This window comes from Arcicella sp. GW821-FHT09D11, assembly GCF_059416265.1.
In genome coordinates this window covers 397525-417707 of record NZ_JBWKOV010000004.1, presented here as the reverse complement: position 1 = coordinate 417707, position 20183 = coordinate 397525, and the positions used below count along the sequence as shown (strand labels likewise).

The 20183-nt window shown below is 35.3% G+C and carries 17 protein-coding genes; 7 read left to right on the top strand and 10 right to left on the bottom strand.

Annotated features, from left to right (window positions below; translation table 11 throughout):
• Positions 1–18: 18 nt before the first annotated feature.
• The 6 genes from AC07N0_RS14565 to AC07N0_RS14540 all read right to left on the bottom strand — a co-directional run bounded on the left by AC07N0_RS14565 (position 19) and on the right by AC07N0_RS14540 (position 5040).
• The gene (locus AC07N0_RS14565; RefSeq protein ID WP_494589743.1) at positions 19–879 is read right to left on the bottom strand and encodes a DUF4097 family beta strand repeat-containing protein; all 861 of its coding nucleotides are present in this window, start codon (positions 877–879) and stop codon (positions 19–21) included.
• 15 nt (positions 880–894) lie between these two features.
• Positions 895–1710, bottom strand: coding sequence for a HEAT repeat domain-containing protein (locus tag AC07N0_RS14560; RefSeq protein WP_494589742.1), 816 nt, complete (start codon positions 1708–1710; stop codon positions 895–897).
• 13 nt (positions 1711–1723) lie between these two features.
• Positions 1724–2248: an RNA polymerase sigma factor gene (locus tag AC07N0_RS14555; RefSeq protein ID WP_309919630.1), complete on the bottom strand. Its 525-nt coding sequence runs from the start codon at positions 2246–2248 to the stop codon at positions 1724–1726.
• Between the two features lie 413 nt (positions 2249–2661).
• Positions 2662–3213, bottom strand: a complete 552-nt coding sequence (locus AC07N0_RS14550) for an antibiotic biosynthesis monooxygenase (RefSeq protein ID WP_494589741.1) — start codon at positions 3211–3213, stop codon at positions 2662–2664.
• Positions 3214–3355: 142 nt separating this feature from the next.
• Positions 3356–4345 (bottom strand): DUF7638 domain-containing protein, encoded by a 990-nt coding sequence (locus AC07N0_RS14545; RefSeq protein ID WP_494589740.1) that lies wholly within the window; start codon positions 4343–4345, stop codon positions 3356–3358.
• Positions 4346–4590: 245 nt separating this feature from the next.
• The gene (locus AC07N0_RS14540; protein ID WP_494589739.1) at positions 4591–5040 is read right to left on the bottom strand and encodes a nuclear transport factor 2 family protein; all 450 of its coding nucleotides are present in this window, start codon (positions 5038–5040) and stop codon (positions 4591–4593) included.
• A 275-nt stretch (positions 5041–5315) separates the two neighbouring features.
• Between AC07N0_RS14540 and AC07N0_RS14535 the strand changes: the two genes are divergently transcribed.
• Both AC07N0_RS14535 and metK read left to right on the top strand, forming a co-directional pair.
• Positions 5316–6503, top strand: coding sequence for a lycopene cyclase family protein (locus AC07N0_RS14535; RefSeq protein WP_494589738.1), 1188 nt, complete (start codon positions 5316–5318; stop codon positions 6501–6503).
• A 185-nt stretch (positions 6504–6688) separates the two neighbouring features.
• Positions 6689–7969: a methionine adenosyltransferase gene (metK, locus tag AC07N0_RS14530; protein ID WP_492803527.1), complete on the top strand. Its 1281-nt coding sequence runs from the start codon at positions 6689–6691 to the stop codon at positions 7967–7969.
• Between the two features lie 205 nt (positions 7970–8174).
• Here metK and hpf read toward each other — a convergent pair whose 3' ends face one another.
• On the bottom strand, positions 8175–8525 hold the full coding sequence (gene hpf, locus AC07N0_RS14525) for a ribosome hibernation-promoting factor, HPF/YfiA family (RefSeq protein ID WP_309919573.1): 351 nt from the start codon (positions 8523–8525) through the stop codon (positions 8175–8177).
• A gap of 426 nt (positions 8526–8951) precedes the next feature.
• A complete protein-coding gene (locus AC07N0_RS14520; RefSeq protein ID WP_494589737.1) occupies positions 8952–10685 on the bottom strand; it encodes a VRR-NUC domain-containing protein in 1734 nt (577 codons plus the stop codon).
• A 47-nt stretch (positions 10686–10732) separates the two neighbouring features.
• Between AC07N0_RS14520 and AC07N0_RS14515 the strand changes: the two genes are divergently transcribed.
• The 5 genes from AC07N0_RS14515 to AC07N0_RS14495 all read left to right on the top strand — a co-directional run bounded on the left by AC07N0_RS14515 (position 10733) and on the right by AC07N0_RS14495 (position 17917).
• On the top strand, positions 10733–11695 hold the full coding sequence (locus AC07N0_RS14515; protein WP_494589736.1) for a DUF2157 domain-containing protein: 963 nt from the start codon (positions 10733–10735) through the stop codon (positions 11693–11695).
• A gap of 6 nt (positions 11696–11701) precedes the next feature.
• On the top strand, positions 11702–12874 hold the full coding sequence (locus AC07N0_RS14510) for a hypothetical protein (protein ID WP_494589734.1): 1173 nt from the start codon (positions 11702–11704) through the stop codon (positions 12872–12874).
• A 256-nt stretch (positions 12875–13130) separates the two neighbouring features.
• Positions 13131–14318 (top strand): phosphoglycerate kinase, encoded by a 1188-nt coding sequence (locus AC07N0_RS14505; RefSeq protein ID WP_492803520.1) that lies wholly within the window; start codon positions 13131–13133, stop codon positions 14316–14318.
• An 89-nt stretch (positions 14319–14407) separates the two neighbouring features.
• Positions 14408–16903 carry a bifunctional UDP-N-acetylmuramoyl-tripeptide:D-alanyl-D-alanine ligase/alanine racemase gene (locus tag AC07N0_RS14500; RefSeq protein ID WP_494589733.1) on the top strand — a complete coding sequence of 832 codons (2496 nt, stop codon included), beginning with the start codon at positions 14408–14410 and terminating at the stop codon, positions 16901–16903.
• Positions 16904–17167: 264 nt separating this feature from the next.
• On the top strand, positions 17168–17917 hold the full coding sequence (locus tag AC07N0_RS14495; protein WP_492803516.1) for a DeoR/GlpR family DNA-binding transcription regulator: 750 nt from the start codon (positions 17168–17170) through the stop codon (positions 17915–17917).
• 164 nt (positions 17918–18081) lie between these two features.
• Here the strand turns inward: AC07N0_RS14495 and AC07N0_RS14490 are convergent, their stop codons facing one another.
• Together AC07N0_RS14490 and corA are read right to left on the bottom strand one after the other, a co-directional pair.
• A complete protein-coding gene (locus AC07N0_RS14490; protein WP_492803514.1) occupies positions 18082–18546 on the bottom strand; it encodes a DUF3592 domain-containing protein in 465 nt (154 codons plus the stop codon).
• 451 nt (positions 18547–18997) lie between these two features.
• Positions 18998–20068 carry a magnesium/cobalt transporter CorA gene (gene corA, locus AC07N0_RS14485; RefSeq protein WP_492803512.1) on the bottom strand — a complete coding sequence of 357 codons (1071 nt, stop codon included), beginning with the start codon at positions 20066–20068 and terminating at the stop codon, positions 18998–19000.
• Between the last annotated feature and the right edge of the window lie 115 nt (positions 20069–20183).

Here is a 20183-nt window from a genome sequence, read left to right as displayed (position 1 = left end):
TTTTTTGTAATAAATATTTTATGGTTGTTTTTTGATATATACACTTCCGTTCATGGTTTCAAAGCGGTAAGCTTTTCCGCCAGAGCCTATTCTGATAGACGATGTTTTGTTTAGTTTATAAACAGTTCCTTCTCCCTTGGTCTCTTTATTCTTCACTACCTGCGTTGGCAATACTTCAGTATTAGAAAAATCTGTGTAGAAATGTCCATTCATGCTCTTAAACTGTAAATCTGCCGAAAGATCATTGAGATAGCTAACCCTGATGTCACCATTTAAGGTATAATAAGACGATGGTTCTGGAGGATTGCTCACGTAGTTTATCGTAATATTTCCATTAATGGTATGTAGATTACTTTGTCCTTTGGCATTAGCTACAGAAATCTCTCCATTGATATTGCGTAAGTGCAATGCTCCCGCAACGTCTTTTACCTCTACATATCCATTGTTGATGGTCGAAATATGTAAGTTCATGTTATAGGGTACCTTTACCGTATACGATACGTTATAATGATAATCTATGTGTTTATCGTTTCTTCGTTCGTTATTGCGATTAGGGCGAGAATCAAATGGTTGAGCCACATAAGCAATAATACTATCGCCTTTTTGTTCAAATGCCAACTGGAATTCTTTTTTGCCAGTCTCTACATCATCTTCCTCTCGGGCAGAAATATTTTTATCCACTTCTATGACTACTTTAGTGCCAGCATAGCCTTCTACTTTTACAAAACCATTGATATTATAAATGGCTAAAATGTTAGTGGTTGTCTTCGATACCTCAAATTCTTTATGAAGATGTTCATCAAATTTCTGTGCATTTGTTGACGATTGGGCACAAGAGAGTACCACTCCTATTATAAAGGAGAATAATGTTTTTTTCATGATGTAAAGGTTTATTTAAATGAGTTGATTAATACTTTGTTTTATTTTGTCCTTGACCATCTCGTTGAGATTGTCTTGTTTAAGCAATTTTTGAAGGGGTTTTATCGACTTTTTTTCCTGTAATTTTACCATTACATCAGCAATAGCTGATTGTACTAAGGGCGAATCTTGCTTAGTAATGCTTTGCACCAATCCTTCACGAACCCTCGCATTATGTGATAATTTGGTAAGGGCATCCAAGGTCATCAAGCGGACATTTACATTTTCATCATTGTTCAGCGTCATCAATAATGCCTCTACTACCTGTGTATTCACTTCTGTAATTTCTTCTGAATAACTCACCGCACGCATTCTTTCAGAGGCCGAAGGGTTTTCCAATAACGACATCATCATCATTTTTTTCATTTCCTGAACTTCTGATGACAAAGCCGTTATTTCCTGATTAGAAGTTAGTTTATCATTTGAATGATTGATAAAATAACCAATGCCAAGTCCAACAATTAAAAGCATAAAACTATACGACAGTTGCAGAGCAGGTTGAATCGTCCAAAGCTGTTTGAATTTTGCCAATATACTGGTCAACGGATTATTCTTTTCGGCAACGGTTTCTTTATAATCTTCCAACATCGCATAAAAATCAGTGCGCATATTCGCAGAAGGCATAGGCTTAGGAAGCTCGCCCATCATTGTCCATAATGTTTGAGATTGCTCAAACTCTTTCTGACAATCAGGACATTCAATTAAATGTTCTTCTAACGCTATACGTTCAACATCGTTGATAGGATTATTCAACAAATAAGTAAGTCGCTCTTTATCATATTCACATTTCATAAGACTTGCCTTTTTATACATTAATTTTAAAATAAATACTTTTTAATTGACCCATCGCACGATGCACCCTTACTTTAATTGCCCCTTCGGTAGTATCCAATATTTTGGCAATCTCCTGATAACTCAATTCCTGATACCTACTCAAAATCAATAATTCACGGTTTTCTGTACTTAAACTACCAAGAGCTTTTTCGAGCATGTTCAATTCTTCTTCTTTCTCAAATTGCTCATCAGCCAGTGTACTCCCTCCTATTCTTTCCTCAAAATCTTTTATATCGTATTGAGCCTTATTTCTGATATTCTTTTTAGCATGGTCGTTCAACACATTGCGAGCCAAATGATACATCCAAGTTCTAAACTCACCATCACCCACAAACGCATTTCTATATTTAAGCATGCGATAAAAAACATTCTGAGTCATATCCTCACTTGCTTCTTTCTGGTTAGTCATGTGAAAAAGAAAGCCATACAGAGAACGATGGTACCGTTCAAAGAGCAGACCCATCTTGTCGAGGTCTCCAGCTTTTACTTTTAGCATGAGTGCGTTGTCAGAAAGATTATCCAAGTAATTAAATATGATTTTGTGTTATTTGTACTGGTAACCGCAGTAATTATGAAAGGTTACAGAAATATTTGAAAAAATTAAAAAAGTTTTTTCAAACAGATGGGATGACTTAAAACAAATAAAATCCACCTGAAATAGGTATCTGTAGGCAGAAGCTTATAACCTTAAAAAATTGTATGAATGAAAGAATCCTTCGGATTCAAATGTCTATAGCTTAAAATGACCCCCTCATATACGACTCCTTCGGAGTCATACTATTCTTTTTTCCTTTTTCTATAAATATATCATCCCTTCGGGATTGGTTTCTTTTCTAATATTATTTTTCAATTTAGCTTTTGTTACTGTTTATCACGGCGACGCCCAGACCAATGAAGGCGGAAGATAGCTTACCTATAAAGCCAGTTTTTTATAAGTTTTGTGTAATGAGGCATTACAACATAAACCATCAGAAAAACGATAACCCCTGAAATAAAAAGTGAGTCCAAGTATCGAATCTGAGGAAAATGCAAAAACCTCAACACTGGTAAAATAAGTAATGGAATAATGAGTGATAATGGATAGATAGCAGACCACGTTACTAAATACTGTTTCCAACGAACAGGTGCTTTGGGCTTTTCAGTTTCTGAAACAAAAAGAAAATCTAATCCACTTTTTATAACATAATTATCATCTCTAGCAAATAGTGGAGTTACCTTTTCGATGAGCTGTTTCCTTTCTGAAGACTCTATCCAATTTTTAAGGTTTGTAATTGAATCGAAACGAATAATAACAGTATAGATAAACGTTAGATTAGGAATTGGGCGTATTATTTGCCAATCAACAAAACCGTTTGAACTCTTACAAATTGGACCAATTTCATTGAGCCATTCTTCATATTTCTCTTCTTTGCCTTCTATGATATGATGCGTTATGACTACAGATGCTCCTTGGTTTTCCATAATATGTGCTTACTAAAGAAGTTTTAAGATAGATAAAGTTTAGATTTATATTGATTTAAAAGCAGATAAGTATTATATAAATATAGTTGATTTTGTAATTCTATGCCAAGCAGGTAGAAAAATTGAGCTGAAGTTGTTTTTATCATTCGTCAATTGGTTTTGGCATATCGTCATATGGATAGTCGTAGCCGTAATCTTCTTCCCATTCTTTTTTTACAATATCACCATAGATAACTTGACGAACTTCATAATCCTTTGTGTCCATCGTCCCAACAAAAAATCGTTGATGCTCTGGAACTTCTTCATAAGCAATTTTCAACTCATTTCTTAATTTCTTTGTGGGGCTTTGTTTGTACTCTTCAAAAATCCTTGCACATTTTGCAATACTATTTTCTTTACCATTAATCTCGTTAAATTTGTCAGCTAATTCATTAAGTTTGAATTTTATATCAACACCGCTTCCTGAAACAATTTTGAAAGAACCTAAATTCAAGATTGTAACAATTTCCCCAGTTTTTAATTCGGTGGTGATTGTCCCTTTGTCAATAAACCCATGTATGTCTTCAAATTTGAACGTTTTCTTAGTCGGTAAATTGGTAATTTCAATGTACCCATTTTTGTATAAAGATAATTCAGCTAAATATGTCTTCGTGTCGTCATTTCGATAAAACAAATGAAATTTCTCTCCGTTGATTTTTTTAGGAAAGAAAGAATTTGGGTCATCAAAATAGTAGGGTTTAGGCTGTTGCAAAAAATGCTTTGCAACATTTACTTGTCCTACCATCTTTGAATTGTTACCGTAGTAATTGTGCAAATTTTCAAGAGTCGGATTGAGCCGTTTTACCAAAGAATAAACATACTTATACAAACTATCTTTAGTGTGTAGCCATTCGCCCTGCTCAATGTTCCAATACCCTAAATTAAAAACAGAAATAGCTTCTCCATCTGGAATGGATGTAACAACCCAACCTTGATTCAATTTTTCCTTAAACATTGGTAAGTCAACCATTTCCCAACAAGAAATCAGTCCATCACTATACACTTGTAAGTCTGTAAAGTGGTATCCCATATTCTGTATTATTCCTGGAATAGAAAACCCTTCAAGTACTTCTGTCCTTGTTATTGTTGTCAAGTCCGCTGGTTCAGCTGTTTTGCTAGATTTGAATATTTTGTCAAACAGTTTCATTATTTAATCGGTATTTTTCTAAAATAGCACATAATGGTTTTCGAGCTGATGAGGTGGCACATTTTTAGCATTAATGTTCAATAGAATTATTAATGTAGAATCTTATAAAGGTTTTTCACAAAAACATTTAAGTCCACCATATTGTCAAATCTATGTTAGCCATTCGTTGTTTATCAGTTTAGTCTTTCCCATCAATGCTGTTTTATGTCTTTATACTGCCAAAGAACATTGATAATTTTCCAACTACCATTCAGTTTCACAATGTGCATATAGTCAATCCATTCGTCTGCAATTAATTTTACAGAGGCAGTACGCTCTGAAACGTCAAGCAGAAAAATCTCTTTTTTAGGTGATGCAGGAAATTTATCGCCATTCTTATTATAACTCTCTGCAAGCAAAACCATCGACTCTGTTGTCGTTTCTCGTACATAGTCTTTCCCTGTTGCTTTGTCTTTCCAAAAGGTACGTTTAACCATTCTAGGGTGTAATGCCTTGTCCATTTGCGCAGGGTTTGGCTTGTGTTGAGATTCTATATAGTCAAGAGCAGCTTGTCTGATTGCTAAAGTATCTTGTTTAGTTTGTCCAAAAACCAAGGGACTAGTCAGAAATAACACAAAGCATAAAAGAACATTTTTTTTCATTTTATTTGTTTTTTTGATAGTCATATTGTGGTTTAGCCTTTGTTGGAGTTTTTCACCAACAAGTCATGCGTCAGCAATTTGCCAATTATTTTTACAATATTATTATTAAATATTGCTGACACAAAATTCGTTGGAGAAAAACTCCAACAAGAGTAAAAACCCTTACCCTAAAAACCTCACAGCTGAAAGCTCAAAGCTGACAACTACACAATTTCCAAAACAACATCCCTATTTTCAAGTTAATATCATTAAATTGATATTTCTTCTACTGAATAATGAATCAAACTCTTCCAAATACTTATCAATATATCATTGCTGGTGGTGGTATGGCTGGACTTTCTTTGGCTTTTTACTTGAATAAAAGCTTATTGAAGAATGAATCTATCCTTATTATCGACCGTGATGTAAAACGGGCTAATGACCATACTTGGTGTTTTTGGGAGAAAGATGCTAGCCCCTTTGAGGATATTATCTATAGAAAATGGAATGGCTTTTGGTTCTATGGAAAGGAACAGTTTGCCAGATTTATGAATATTGAAGAGTACACCTACAAAATGCTTCGGGGTGAAGACTTTTATCAATATATTATTCCCCTCCTGAAACAAAACCCAAACGTTAGTTTTTTGCAGGCTGATATTGAAAAGATTAGTGGAACTGTTACCTCAGCAGAGGTGGTGACCAACAAAGGTACATTTATAGCCAATGGCTTTGTGTTTGATAGCATTACGGTGTCTAGCTTCAATAAACCCAATTACCATAATATGCTCCAACATTTTAAGGGTTGGATCATTGAAACTACTCAACCAAGCTTTGAACCAGAAAAACCTACGCTTTTTGATTTTAGAATAGCACAGCAAAATGAATGTAGATTCGTATATGTTTTGCCTCATTCCGCTACTAAAGCATTGGTTGAATTTACGGTTTTTTCAGACAACCTCCTCAACGAAGCTTCCTATAACAATACCTTAAAACAATATATTCAAGAGGTGTTGAAGATTGATGATTATCGAATCACTGAAATAGAGTCGGGCGTTATTCCCATGTCCGACGAGCCGCAAGTAATTTCTCCCTCTCCAAAAATTATCAGGATTGGTACGGCAGGTGGGTATGTTAAAGCCTCAACGGGTTATAGTTTTCAGCGTAGCCAACGATTTTTACAAAAATTAGTCTCGGATTTAGTCGTAGCCCATACTGAAAATCAGTCGATAATATTTCCTGGTAATTTCAATACAAGTCGCTGGAAGGCGTTGTTAGATAGTATACTCCTCAATGTGATGTTGCATAAAAGAATGCCTGCTGATATGATATTCACTAAGTTATTTCAATATAATCGTCCAGCAGATGTATTAAAGTTTCTGGATGAAGATAGTACTATCTGGCAAGACATTGCCTTGATGCAAAGTATGCCTACTTTGCCATTTATCATGGGTGCAAAAAGTGTTGTATTGGCAAAACTCTATTAAATTATAGTATTATTAGTCCTAATATTTTATGGTAACATTCGTTTTTATAGTCAATATCCTTAAATATAGACTTATTTAAAGATAATTTATCTATAAATACAGCATTCAATAAGCCAAATTGTCAAATAAAAATATTAGTGATAAATTTGTGCTTTGATTGATTCACAAATTATAAAATATTCATAATGGCATATCTTTTCACCTCTGAGTCGGTATCGGAAGGACACCCAGATAAAATTGCTGACCAAATCTCAGACGCCCTCATTGATAATTTCATGGCGTTTGATCCTTCTTCAAAAGTAGCGTGCGAGACCCTTGTAACCACAGGTTTAGTAGTGTTAGCAGGAGAAGTAAAAACTAATACTTATTTAGATGTTCAAACCATTGCCCGTGATGTAATTCGTAAAATCGGATATACAAAATCTGAATATATGTTCGAGGCAAATTCTTGTGGTATCATCTCGGCTATCCATGATCAATCTGCTGATATCAACCAAGGTGTTGATAGAGTAACGGCTGATGATTTTGAATCGAAAGCAAATGCGCAAGGTGCTGGTGACCAAGGAATGATGTTTGGTTATGCAACCAAAGAAACCGACAACTATATGCCTTTGGCGTTAGATTTGGCTCACCAAATCTTGAAGGAAATGTCAGCCATTCGTAACAGCGAACCTGAATTGATTAACTACCTTCGTCCAGATGCAAAATCACAAGTAACTATTGAATATTCTGACGATAACGTTCCTCAAAGAATTGATACCATTGTTGTTTCAACACAGCATGATGAATTCTCGGATGACGAAACAATGTTAGCAAAAATCAAGGCTGATGTTATCAATATTGTTATTCCAAGAGTAAAAGATAAATGTAAACCTGAATTACAAGGTTTATTTGATGGCGACATCACTTACCACATCAACCCTACTGGAAAATTTGTAATCGGTGGACCTCACGGAGATACAGGTTTGACAGGCCGTAAAATCATTGTTGATACTTATGGTGGCAAAGGTGCGCACGGTGGTGGTGCATTCTCTGGTAAAGATCCTTCAAAAGTTGACCGTTCGGCGGCTTATGCTACGCGTCACGTCGCTAAAAACTTAGTGGCTGCTGGTTTGGCTGACGAAGTGTTGGTACAAGTTTCTTATGCTATCGGGGTGGCTCAGCCTTGTGGTCTTTTTGTCAATACTTATGGTACTAGCAAGGTAGACTTAACAGATGGAGAAATCGCTCGTCAAGTTGAAGAAATCTTCGATATGCGTCCTTATGCTATCGAACAACGTTTGAAATTACGTAACCCTATCTATTCAGAAACGGCTGCTTATGGCCACATGGGACGTACCAACGAAATCGTGAAGAAATCTTTCAAAGGGCCAGATGGCGTTGTTTTTGAGAAAGAAGTTGAGCTTTTCACTTGGGAGAAATTAGACTATGTAGATGCTGTAAAAGCTAAATTTGGCTTGGCATAATTTAGATATATTATCTATCAAAAAAAAAGGCATCAATCGATGCCTTTTTTTTTGATACTATATAACCATTTTTTTAATATTATCTAATACATCACAAGCAACATTTCCTGTATTTATACTCTATTTTTAGAAAATAAAAAAGGGAACTTCTTGCGAAGCTCCCCTTAAAGCAAATTACACTTACTAAATTGCACTTACTAAAATATTAACTTTCCATTGCCATCGACATTAAAACGTTTCTTGTCGGATTAGCTTTATCTTGTATTCGTTCTTTAAATCTTTTAAGTTGGATTTTGAGTGCTTCAATGGCGATGTCCATTGCTTCTTCAAATGTCTTACCCTGTTCTTTTACAAAAAGCGTCCCGCCGGGTAAATTAATTTTAACTTCCAACATTTTACTTCTGACCTTTTTTGTATCTCCTTTATCCACTTTTAGAAATACTTCACCTCCAGTAATTCGGTCATAAAAGGTATCCAGTTTGTTTAGTTTTGACTGGATGAACTCCAATAGCTTGATGTCAGCATCGAAGTGAATTGAATGCACTTGTAATTTCATACGCACTCGGTGTTTAAGTTAAACAAATTTTAAAAAGAAAGCCCTCAATCAAAGCTTTTTTGCTCATTGGAGTAGTTCTCTGTTTTACCTTAATGTTTCTCATTCAAATTTCACTTACGCTACACATCTATTTTATTGCAATCAAACAAAAAATATAATTCAACACAAATGGAAATAAGAAACATTAAAGTCAAAACAAAGAACTCTCCGTTTTAGTCAAAAAAACCCTACCGACTAAGACAGGGTTTATAACTTATCTTGAGCTTTTTCTTAAATGAATTTCGACATTAAATTTCAATTATCCAAATGTTAAATACACATTCTTTGAATAATCAAAGTTATTGAATGCTACTATATAGTTACAGGGTAATTATATTAGAAAAGTGCAAAATTCGGCTTTTAATCGGGTAAAAAACCCTTTGAAATCTACAAAAACTCGTCCAAATTAGGCTTTTCCCACGCTACTCTCAGTACTTTTGACCGTACATTTATTTTCTCAAAAAAGCGTTGCCAATACAGTTGCTGATTAGATAAACTATCGGTTGGCGACTTCACTTCTACAAAACAATATTCGCCATCGTCCCACATAAATAAGTCTGGAAAACCCCGAATATTTTCTCTTAAGTTCCTCGCCATTTCTAGCATAATAGCACTAACTTGTTCAGAAGATAGCTTCTCTAAAACGGTCTGAATCAACGGAAAAAGTCCTCCGTACCAATCTACCAATGGATTAGTGATGCCATATTTTTCGAAGAAAATATTGTAAATATAAATTGCCGTAGCATCTATATCTTCCAACATCTGAAGGCGCTCTTCTATCTTCTCTTTCCTCTTTTCAAAAAAAGTAGGTTTGAATAAATCAGACGGTGAACGCTGTAAGGGATGATGAATAGACAAGGTTTCGGTATCAAAAATAATGTCCCAAAATAATAATCCAAAGAGGCTCCTCCAAAGATGGTTTTCGGTAAAAGTCGCCTTTTTATATTGCCTTTCGTAATAATCTATCACGCCCATCTCCACCTGCCGTTTCCACACTAAATCAATCATAATTGATTCTGAACCATGCAAATGCTGGGTAATGGCTTTCTTTGATTTCTTTTTTTGCAACTGTGCCTCCAAACGATTCAAATAATCTTCTGCAAAAAAGTGTTCGTCTGCGTTCTGGGGTTCTGCTAAAATTACCTCACAAAGGGCTTTAGCTTCTTCTTTGTTTTTAAGCTTGTCTAAAATCCGTACTTGTCTTTCTCTGGAAGGCGACTGCTCCGTTAAGCGGAAAACTATCAGGGCTTCGTCCAAGGCTTTGATTTTCTCTAGGTAAGCCCCTACTTTCAACGTAAAGCGTTCAAAGGTAGGAATGGCTATTTCCGACAGTTCCTTTCCATGTGTTTCAGCCCAATCCATAAACCAATTATAAATTTCAAGGTAATCTACTTTGGTTTCTTGCATCACATAAAAATCTTCCCTCGCCAAGCTCACTTTTAGTTTATCTTCTACCTCTTGTCGGGTCTGAAAATAAGCCACCATTTTATCTTCGTCATACTTCTCATAATTCTGATAGCCCAAATCGCGGGTTACGAACTCTGACATATCGCCATGACGCGTTCCAAAGAAAAGAAATTTCAATAGTTGTACCTCCTCTTCAAAACATACTTTCACGACAGAATGCTCGATGGCATGAATTTTTGAGAAATCTTTTTCATCTAATAAAAACAGCATTTCTTCCCAATCTCCCACCTCTAAAAGCCAATCAAGCACTTCTTCTTTTTTTAAAGATGATTTGCCCTTGGTAGGTAGGTTGAGCATCTTGGCTAAAAAAATCAGCTCGGTTTTATTAAAAATATCTAATACTTCGTACGCATATTGAAGATGATTTATTCCGAGTGGTTCTACAAAATTTTTAATAATCAAACTGTTCAGTACCGCTGGAATATTTTCAATTTCAGCATATTTCAATTTTTCAACCCTAAAAAAAGAACCTGTTCTGTTCACAAAGCGTATGTACAAACATTGCTCGTCTTCTGTTAATGCATCAAATTGAGACAAGAATTGTTGTTCACTTTCGTTCAGAATATGTTGATACTTTTTCTGGACAAAAGTCAATAAATATTGAAAGTATTCTAAGTAATATTTTGGAGGAAGTTCTATTCGTTCGGGAGCCATCAAATATTTTTTTCGTAATTTACAAAGATAAATAATCCTATTTAGGTATGACAAACCAAAAAGTCCTTGAAATATTTCAAGAGAAAGCTATTATATCTGCACAAACAGGGCAACATATAATTGACTTTGAAGATAAAAAACCCTTTTCCCTGCACTATGAACTAAAGCTAATATTATACGCAGGTATATTTTTATTAAGTAGCGGTTTGGGCATTGTTATCTATCAAAATCTCGATTCTATTGGGCATACTGCTATTGTCGTTTTTATTAGCGTGCTAGTAGTAGCAGGTTTTGGTTTTTCGTTTTGGAAGAGGCAACCATTTACTTGGCAACTGGTTGAGCAAAATAATCTCTTTGCCGACTTCACGTTGCTATTGGGCTGTCTGAGCTTCCTTACCTTAGAAGGATACTTGCAATATCAATATGACCTGTTCGGAGAAAAGTACGGATTGATTACGTTTATTCCTGCCGTAGTTTTTTTCTTTACTGCCTATTTTTTCGACCATCGAGGAGTGCTTTCAATGGCTATTACTGCCTTTGCTTCGTGGGTAGGCGTTTCTATTTCTCCTGTGTCTATCCTTACTAATAATGATTTCACTGCCCCTTATTTTATCTTTACTTCTATTTGCTTGGGACTTTCCTACATGGCCATTGGCTTTCTTTCTGAATACAAACTCTTGAAAAGGCATTTTTCATTTACGTACATTCTGTTTGGGAGCAATTTGGCCTTGGTAGCAGCCACAGTGGGTATTTTTAAGGAAAACCTTCAATACACCTACTTTTTTACCGTCATAGCCATCAGCGTAGTATTGTTCCTATATGCTAAAATCAAACAATCTTATGTTTTCTTGTTGACGGGGGTTATTTTTGGCTATATAGCCATCACGAATATCATTTTTGATTTGATAACTGTCAATAACTGGTTTGCGGCTTATTACTTTATCGCCTCTGGCATAGGAGTAATATTTCTGTTGTTCAATCTCAAGAAAATTCTTAAAACTTCTAACTAAACATCTATGAAAGCATATCAACAACAATGGATAGAACACGCTTACCTTCAAGCTAAAGCTCAAAACTGGTTTGAAAAAGGTTTGTTGACTGAACAGCAAAATGCTGACGTCAAAAAGCAGTTTGTCCTTGATTATTATCAACCGAATGTCTTTATCAAAATAGCCTTATTCCTTTTTACGGCGTTGGCTTGTATATTTAGCATTTCGTTGCTTTACTTAATTTTTGAAAACGCGTTCACACAAAGTCCTATTGCTAGCACTACTATTTTGTCCATCATATTTGCCATTGCTGCGGTTATTTTATTAGAATATTTGATAAGAGAAAAGCAAGTTTTTCAATCAGGTATCGATAATGCCTTAATCTATTTTTCCATTGGCGCTTTTTGTACTTTCATCTATTATCTGTTAGAGTCCTCTCATTTACCTGCTTGGTTAGAATGCTTTTTCTTTTTACCCTTTTTTGTTATCGCTTATATCCGCTATGCCGATGCCTTGGTAGCTTGTGGGATTTATTTTTTGCTTATCATCATGCTAGTTGATTTTTGTCTTGAATTTACTGTTGGTAAAACAATTTTACCTTTTGTGATGATGTTTTTCTCCTTGGGCATGAATCGATTGGTCATAAAACTTAGTCAGCGGAAAGATTACCTTTATTACGAAACGTCATTGGATATTTTAAAAACCTTATCCATTGCGTCGTTCTATCTCAGTGTAAATTATTTTATCGTTCGCGAGGGTAACGCCATGATTAATAAGGTCTTTACAAGTGTAGCGCCACAAATAGGTCTTGCTCCTCTTTTCTATTTCTTTACTACTGCTATTCCATTCGCGTATGTGTATATAGGCCTCAAAAAACGTGATCGTACCTTCCTAATGTTAGGCTTGCTTACAATGGCTTTTTCTTTTTTTACTTATCGACATTATTTCGGAGTAATTCCTACTGAGATTGCTTTGTTAATTTGTGGAGGCTTGATGATTGGCGGAGCATTTGTAGCCATCAACTATTTGAAGGAACCTAAATATGGCTTCACTTATGCACCTGATAACAACCTAGAGGGCTTTAATTTAGACACGCTTTTATTGGCTGAAGTAGTAAATAGTAAAATAAATACACACGATAAGCCTTTCAAATTTGGCGGTGGAAGCAGTGGCGGAGGTGGTGCTGGAAGTGAATATTGACATAGCAATATTAAATATAACCATTCAATGATTATCTAAGAAAAAATACTCAAATTATTTACTTTTTTCGTGAATGATGATGAAAAATGTATATTTGTTTTTTGAATTCGGTTTTGTTAGTAATACTTTTAGTCCGAATTTTACCTAAACAACCAAAAGGTCTACTTTCTTGATAAAAGAGAGAAATATTTTGAAATACTCAATATTATCAAAATATTATTTTGCCATTAATAAAAAATACATAATTTAATTATCCATGAAAACTGTCGATTCTTACAATTTTGCTGGCAAACGTGCCTTAGTCCGAGTAGATTTTAACGTGCCTTTAAACGAGCGTTTTGAGATTACTGATGATACTCGTATCAAAGCTACAATTCCTACAATCACTAAAATTTTGAATGATGGTGGTTCGGTGATTTTGATGTCTCACTTAGGTCGCCCGAAAGATGGCCCTACAGATAAATACTCATTAAAACACCTTGTAACCCCTCTTTCAGTAGTATTTGGTCGCCCAGTGAAATTTGCAGATGATTGTATCGGTCAATCTGCTATTGACTTGGCTGCTAGTTTACAAAGCGGAGAAATTTTATTGTTAGAAAACCTTCGTTTTTACAAAGAAGAAGAAAAAGGAAATGTTGAATTTGCTGAGAAATTATCTAAGCTAGGTGATGTTTGGGTAAATGATGCTTTCGGTACAGCACACCGTGCGCATGCTTCAACAGCAGTAATTGGTCAGTTTTTTGAAGATAGAATTTGTGGTTATGTAATGCAAGCTGAAATTGAGAATGCTCAAAGAGTATTAGAAAGTGCTGAGAGTCCGTTTACAGCCATTATGGGTGGTTCTAAGGTTTCTGATAAAATCTTGATTATCGAGCGTCTTTTAGATAAAGTTGATAATTTGATTATCGGTGGCGGTATGACATACACTTTCGTGCTGGCTGAAGGTGGTAAAATCGGAAATTCAATTTCTGAACCAGATAAAGTAGAACTAGCCAAAGAAATTTTGATTAAAGCGAAAGAAAAAGGTGTTAACGTATATATGCCTGTAGATAACTTGTGTGCTGATAAGTTCTCTAACGATGCTGAACGCCAAGTAGTAGCTTCGGGTGCTATTCCAGACGGTTGGCAAGGATTGGACATCGGTCCAGAAACGGCAGAAATTTTCAAGAAAGTAATTGAAGCATCAAAAACAGTATTATGGAATGGCCCAATGGGCGTATTTGAATTCCCTAATTTTGCGGCTGGAACAAACGCTATCGCAGATTCAGTAGTGAAAGCGACAGAAGAAAACGGCGCTTTCTCATTAATCGGTGGTGGTGACTCTGCTTCAGCAGTAAACAACGCTGGTTATGGTGACAGAGTTTCTTATGTTTCAACTGGCGGTGGTGCATTGTTAGAATACATGGAAGGTAAAGTATTACCAGGTGTTGCTGCATTGCAATAACTAATAAAAATTTGCATTATTTTGAAGGCGATACAATTTTTGTATCGCCTTTTTGTATTTATCTTTGAGACAATTATAATATAACAATCGTGGAATTTAAAGCATTACCCATCAACACTAAAGCACAATATCTTTTGAATGATAGTCGCCAGTTGTCATCACCACAGCGGTCTATCTTCTTTGCGATTAAAGGTTTACATCACGACGGACATCTGTTTTTAGATGATTTATACCGAAAAGGCGTACGCGAATTTGTGGTAGAAACCGATGCCCTCAATCCTGCTATTGTACGCGAATTAAAGAAATTTACAGATGCCAAAATATGGCAAGTGGAAGATAGCATCACTGCCATGCAAGAGGTGGCTCAGCGTCATCGCGAGCAATTTAATTTACCTGTTATTGGCATCACTGGCAGCAATGGCAAAACCATCGTTAAAGAATGGTTAGCACAATTATTGAGTAATCGTTTTAAAATTGTAAAAAGTCCCAAAAGTTATAATTCACAAATTGGCGTTCCGCTTTCAGTATGGCAAATCAATGAAAGTCATAATTTAGGTATCTTCGAGGTGGGTATTTCCAAGGTGGAGGAAATGGAAAAGCTGGAGAAAGTAGTGAAACCGTCCATTGGTATTTTCACGAATATAGGCACAGCCCACAACGAGTTTTTTAGTAGTAATTCACAGAAGATTAAAGAAAAAATCAAGCTTTTCAAGCATGCATCTACTTTAATCTATTGTGCCGATTATGTAGCGATTGATGAAATTATCAAAACGGATTTCATGGTTGAAAACCCCGATTGTAAAATTATTAATTGGTCACGCATGGCCAATACTGGCGCGCGTGTCTCTTGGGAAATATACAATGAAAATACGAAAGTCTTTTTAGACTTAACTGCTATTTCGCCTAACTCAGAAAGATTCAGCACAACGCTCGATATTCCTTTTACCGACGAAGCCTCTATCGAAAATGCGATTCATTGCATCCTTACGCTTTGGCATTTGGGGTATAGCACCTCTGAAATACAGGCAAGACTACAAATCCTTCGTCCAGTTTCGATGCGCTTAGAAATGAAGCAAGGAACCAATGCTAATTATTTGATAGATGATACGTATAACAATGATTTAGCAGGCTTGACAATCGCATTGAATTTCTTGAGCCAACAAAAACAAAAACAGAAAAAAGTACTTATCCTGAGCGATTTATTGGAGACTGGTATCCCCGAAAAAGAACTTTATAAACAGATAGCCCATTTAGTCAAAGAAAGGCACTTAGCACAGTTTATTGGTATCGGCGATGTAATTTCCCGCAATAAAAATCATTTTATAGCTAGTTCGGCCAAAACTGATACAAATATTCAGTTTTATAAAAACACGAAGGATTTTCTGGAAAGTCAAGCCATCAAATCATTGCATAATGCTACTATTCTTATCAAGGGGGCAAGGAAATATGGCTTTGAACAAATAGTAAATAGACTTGTTCAAAAAACGCATGGAACTATCCTTGAAATCAATCTGGATGCCATTACCAATAATTTGAATTACTATCGTGACAAAGTGGGGCAACAGATTAAAATGATGGTAATGGTGAAAGCATTTGCCTATGGCTCTGGTAGCACAGAGGTAGCCAATTTGCTTCAATTCCATGGCGTTGATTACCTAGCCGTTGCCTATACTGATGAAGGAGTTTCGCTCAGACAAAACGGCATTTATCTACCAATTATGGTGATGAACCCCTCTCCTAATGATTTTGAGCAATTGGTGGCTTATTCGCTTGAGCCTGAAATATATAGTTTAAGAATCCTCCATGAGTTTTCTGAATACATTGATAGCCGTAATCTCAGCTCGAAAATTCACCTTAAAATTGATACAGGGATGCATCGGTTGGGCTTTGAGAAAGAGGCTTTGCCCGAATTATTGAAAAGTTTGCAATCGAACCCCAATTTATGGGTTTCAACCATTTTTAGCCATTTAGCAGCAGCAGATGATGTTGATTTTGATGATTTTACAAGACAGCAGGTTAAAACGTTTACCGAAATGGCGAATCAAATCTCGGAAGCCTTGGGCTATATTCCCTCACGTCATTTAGCTAATTCTGCTGGTATTGCCCGTTTCCCCGAAGCTCGTCTGGATATGGTAAGACTTGGTATTGGGCTGTATGGTGTAGCCGCCAAACCCGAAGACCAGGTAAATTTGCAGACTGTGGGTACTTTAAAAACGGTAATTTCGCAAATTAAGCTGGTAAAGTCTTCAGAAACTGTCGGTTATGGCAGAAAAGGCGAATTGAAACGAGATACAAAAATTGCTACCATAGCAATTGGATACGCTGATGGTTTTGACAGAGGGTATGGCCGAGGCGTGGGTGAAGTACTGATTCATGGATATCGATGCAAGGTGGTTGGCAATGTATGCATGGATATGACGATGGTGGATATCACTGATGTACCAAATGTTCAAGAAGGAGACGAAGTGATTATTTTTAATAAAGTGCTGACTATTACCGAATTATCTCAGAAGATAGATACAATTCCTTACGAAGTGTTAACCAGTGTAAGCGAAAGAGTAAAACGTGTTTTCTATCAATTATAGGTCATAAAAAAAGTGCAAGAAATAATTCTTGCACTTTTAACTTTCAACCTTTTAAAACATAATTCAATCAAAACCAATTTTGAGTATAATGCTTTCGATTGACTGCTTTATTGTTTGATATAAAAATGGTTATAGTATTCTTTTAAAAAATGGCTAATGTTTGCAATACAAATTTATGCAAACTTTTCGCATAAATGCAAGTATATTTGCAAATAATTGCAAACAATTTCAATATTAAAATATTTATCCTCCTAATTAGGTATTATGTTAAAAGAAGAACGTCAACAAATAATTTTAGATAAGCTAAGTACAGACAAAAAAGTAACTTTAGTTGATTTAGGACAAATCCTAAATGTATCTTACGACAGCGTTCGTCGTGACATTATTGAACTTGAAGACAGAGGGCTTCTGAAAAAAGTACATGGTGGTGCTATCGCTAATTCCTACTTATCTATCAAGGCAAGTAAAGGGTTGGGGATTGTGAATACAGAATTTGTAACAATTGCTAAGAAAGCAATGAAATTGATTGAAAACCACAAAATCATTTTGATGGATGGAGGAACAACCAATTTTTATATAGCCGAGCAACTCCCTAAAAATATGGAACTTACCATTGTGACAAACAATCCTCATTTAGCTACAGCCTTAGCGGAGCATCCAAGGGTGGAAATCATTCTATTAGGTGGTTCTTTTTACAAACGCTATCAAATAACCCTTGGCTCAAAGACGGTTCAGGATTTAGAGCATATCCATGCTGATCTATATTTTATGGGTACAAACAGTATCAATCCAGAGTTGGGGTTAGCGATTCGTCACTATGAAGAGTCTTTATTAAAACAAAAAATGATGAGTATTTCAAGGAAAATCGTTACTTGTGTGATAGAGGAGAAAATCAACAGAGAAGAGAATTATAAGGTATGCGATTTTACGGCATTAGACTATTTAATCACGAGTTTATCGCCTACTGATAATTTATTATCAGGCTTTAGAGATAAAAATGTTGAAATATTGTAATTTTTGTTTGCAAAACATTGCACATTTAGTAGCACGAGTTTTCAACTCGTGTATTATTTATTTACGAGTTGAAAACTCGTACTACATCAAAAAAAAGTGGTCAGAAATTAGTTTTCTGACCACTTTTTTTGACTTTAATTTACGAGTTGAAAACTCGTGCTACATTAAAACATCAATAATGCGCTAGTACATAATAAAACGATTCCTAAAATCAAGAAAACTGATGGATTCAAGCCTGGGATACTTCTTTCTCCTAAAGCTGAATCATAAGGGTTCTCTGGATTATATCTTACCTGCATCGTTTGTCCAACTTGACTAAGCATAGACATTCCTTTGTCGGCTTCAATTTTAAATTGTCTTCCGTTTACGATAAATGATACGACAGGGAAGAAAATTGGGCTTTGACCTAATTTATCACTACGTTCATAACGTTTGCTTACTTCTACAACTTGACCGTTTGTCAATACTGAATGTTGAAGCCATTCGCGACGTTTTCTGCTTAAATAAATACCTAAAAATATTAATGCCCCAGCTACGATTATAAATCCAGCCATTACTAACGGTGGTACTCCTTCATAAGTGCCGTGTGGGCCTGATATAAGTAAAATTGAATTAAATGCACTTTCCATATTCACAAAATTTAATGATTCGTTGACCGATAGAAATATAAATCTTATTATTCCTATACAAATTTCATACAAAACTCATTAAAAACCAAGCTGTTACCCTTATAGAGGATTCTACTCAGAAGATTTGTGAAAGGCTACTTTTTGTGAATTTTTATTTTTTTTATTTAACGATTTACTTTTTGAAAGCTGTTTTTCCAAAAAGTCCATTTTTAAGGCTTGAAGTACTTATTTTTTAAACGGACTTCTCTGAAAAAAATATTTTATTGAATTTTAAAGTTTTTTTATTGTATTTTTTCTGGCAAAGGTTTCCTTTTTTACCTTAATTTTTCAAAAACTGCTATTTTAATAAAGAAGGCATTCAAAAAATATATAAATCAACCGAATAGGTGCTTTATTTCATAAAAACAGGTGTAAAATCAGCCCTATAAAAGCAAAAAAAATATTTTTATGTTTAGAGCCAGTTTTTCCGTTTAAACCATATTAACATCACAATTACCAATATTACCATCACAATCCACACCACATAATACCCATATTGCCAATGCAATTCGGGCATATTGTCGAAATTCATCCCATATATCCCCGCTACAAAAGTGAGGGGCATAAATATCACAGAAATCACCGTTAGCACTTTCATAACGTTATTCATCTTATTACTTACCTGCGAAAGGTATAAATCCATCAATGACGCCCCCAAATCTCGGTACGAGTCGACTGTTTCAATTACCTGCATCACATGGTCTAATACATCTCTTAAATACAGGCTAGTATTCGCGGTGATTAACGGAGCTTCTTCTCTGATAAGACTTGCCAACATTTCACGAAGGGGAAAGATAGTTTTCCTCATTATCGTAAGCTCTCTCTTCATACTATAGAGTTCATTCAATGCTTTTGGATTAGGATTTTTGATAATATCTTCCTCTAACTGTTCCATGTTTTCAGAGAATTTATCCAGCACGGTAAAGTAATTATCGACGACTAAGTCTATCAAAGAATACATTAAATAATCAGCCCCATTTTTACGGGTTTTACCCGCAGATGCCTTGATTCTGGTAAGAATAGGTTCAAAAATATCTCGGGAGCGTTCTTCTTGAAAGGATATTAGATAGCCATCACCCATTACAAAACTCAAATGCTCTATTTCAGCTTCACGGGTAAAAGGATTGTACTCTATCATCTTTAAGGTGACAAAAAGCTGGTCGTCGTTATAATATTCAAACTTGGGCTTTTGGTGGGTATTCAAAATATCTTCTAATACCAACGGGTGTAAATTAAACATATCGCCAATGTTCGCTATTACGGCAGGTTCATGAATACCATCTACGTTCATCCAATAAGTTTTATCATCGGCAAGCTCGACATTAAAATTACCCAAATCAGGGACTTCGCTAATTTCATACTTATCAAAGTTATAGCTAGTCCACCATATTTTAGTTTCAAAACTCACTTCTTGCCCCACATAGGTAAGCGTTCCAGGCGATGTTCCTAAGTTTTTATTTTGAATAATATATCTTTTTGACATCAGAATCGTTTGATTTAAAATAGTAAAATTGAATTCAATTTAGAGAAGAGATTGGCAATTTTCAAATTCCAGCAGTAAATTGCTTGATTAATCGACCACTCGATAGAAAATATAA

Excerpts from the sequence above, each read along its gene's own strand:
- AC07N0_RS14565 (WP_494589743.1), bottom strand. The coding sequence starts at position 879 with ATGAAAAAAACATTATTCTCCTTTATAATAGGAGTGGTACTCTCTTGT.
- AC07N0_RS14560 (WP_494589742.1), bottom strand. The coding sequence starts at position 1,710 with ATGAAATGTGAATATGATAAAGAGCGACTTACTTATTTGTTGAATAAT.
- AC07N0_RS14555 (WP_309919630.1), bottom strand. The coding sequence starts at position 2,248 with ATGCTAAAAGTAAAAGCTGGAGACCTCGACAAGATGGGTCTGCTCTTT.
- AC07N0_RS14550 (WP_494589741.1), bottom strand. The coding sequence starts at position 3,213 with ATGGAAAACCAAGGAGCATCTGTAGTCATAACGCATCATATCATAGAA.
- AC07N0_RS14540 (WP_494589739.1), bottom strand. The coding sequence starts at position 5,040 with ATGAAAAAAAATGTTCTTTTATGCTTTGTGTTATTTCTGACTAGTCCC.
- AC07N0_RS14535 (WP_494589738.1), top strand. The coding sequence starts at position 5,316 with ATGAATCAAACTCTTCCAAATACTTATCAATATATCATTGCTGGTGGT.
- metK (WP_492803527.1), top strand. The coding sequence starts at position 6,689 with ATGGCATATCTTTTCACCTCTGAGTCGGTATCGGAAGGACACCCAGAT.
- hpf (WP_309919573.1), bottom strand. The coding sequence starts at position 8,525 with ATGAAATTACAAGTGCATTCAATTCACTTCGATGCTGACATCAAGCTA.
- AC07N0_RS14520 (WP_494589737.1), bottom strand. The coding sequence starts at position 10,685 with ATGGCTCCCGAACGAATAGAACTTCCTCCAAAATATTACTTAGAATAC.
- AC07N0_RS14515 (WP_494589736.1), top strand. The coding sequence starts at position 10,733 with ATGACAAACCAAAAAGTCCTTGAAATATTTCAAGAGAAAGCTATTATA.
- AC07N0_RS14510 (WP_494589734.1), top strand. The coding sequence starts at position 11,702 with ATGAAAGCATATCAACAACAATGGATAGAACACGCTTACCTTCAAGCT.
- AC07N0_RS14505 (WP_492803520.1), top strand. The coding sequence starts at position 13,131 with ATGAAAACTGTCGATTCTTACAATTTTGCTGGCAAACGTGCCTTAGTC.
- AC07N0_RS14495 (WP_492803516.1), top strand. The coding sequence starts at position 17,168 with ATGTTAAAAGAAGAACGTCAACAAATAATTTTAGATAAGCTAAGTACA.
- AC07N0_RS14490 (WP_492803514.1), bottom strand. The coding sequence starts at position 18,546 with ATGGAAAGTGCATTTAATTCAATTTTACTTATATCAGGCCCACACGGC.
- corA (WP_492803512.1), bottom strand. The coding sequence starts at position 20,068 with ATGTCAAAAAGATATATTATTCAAAATAAAAACTTAGGAACATCGCCT.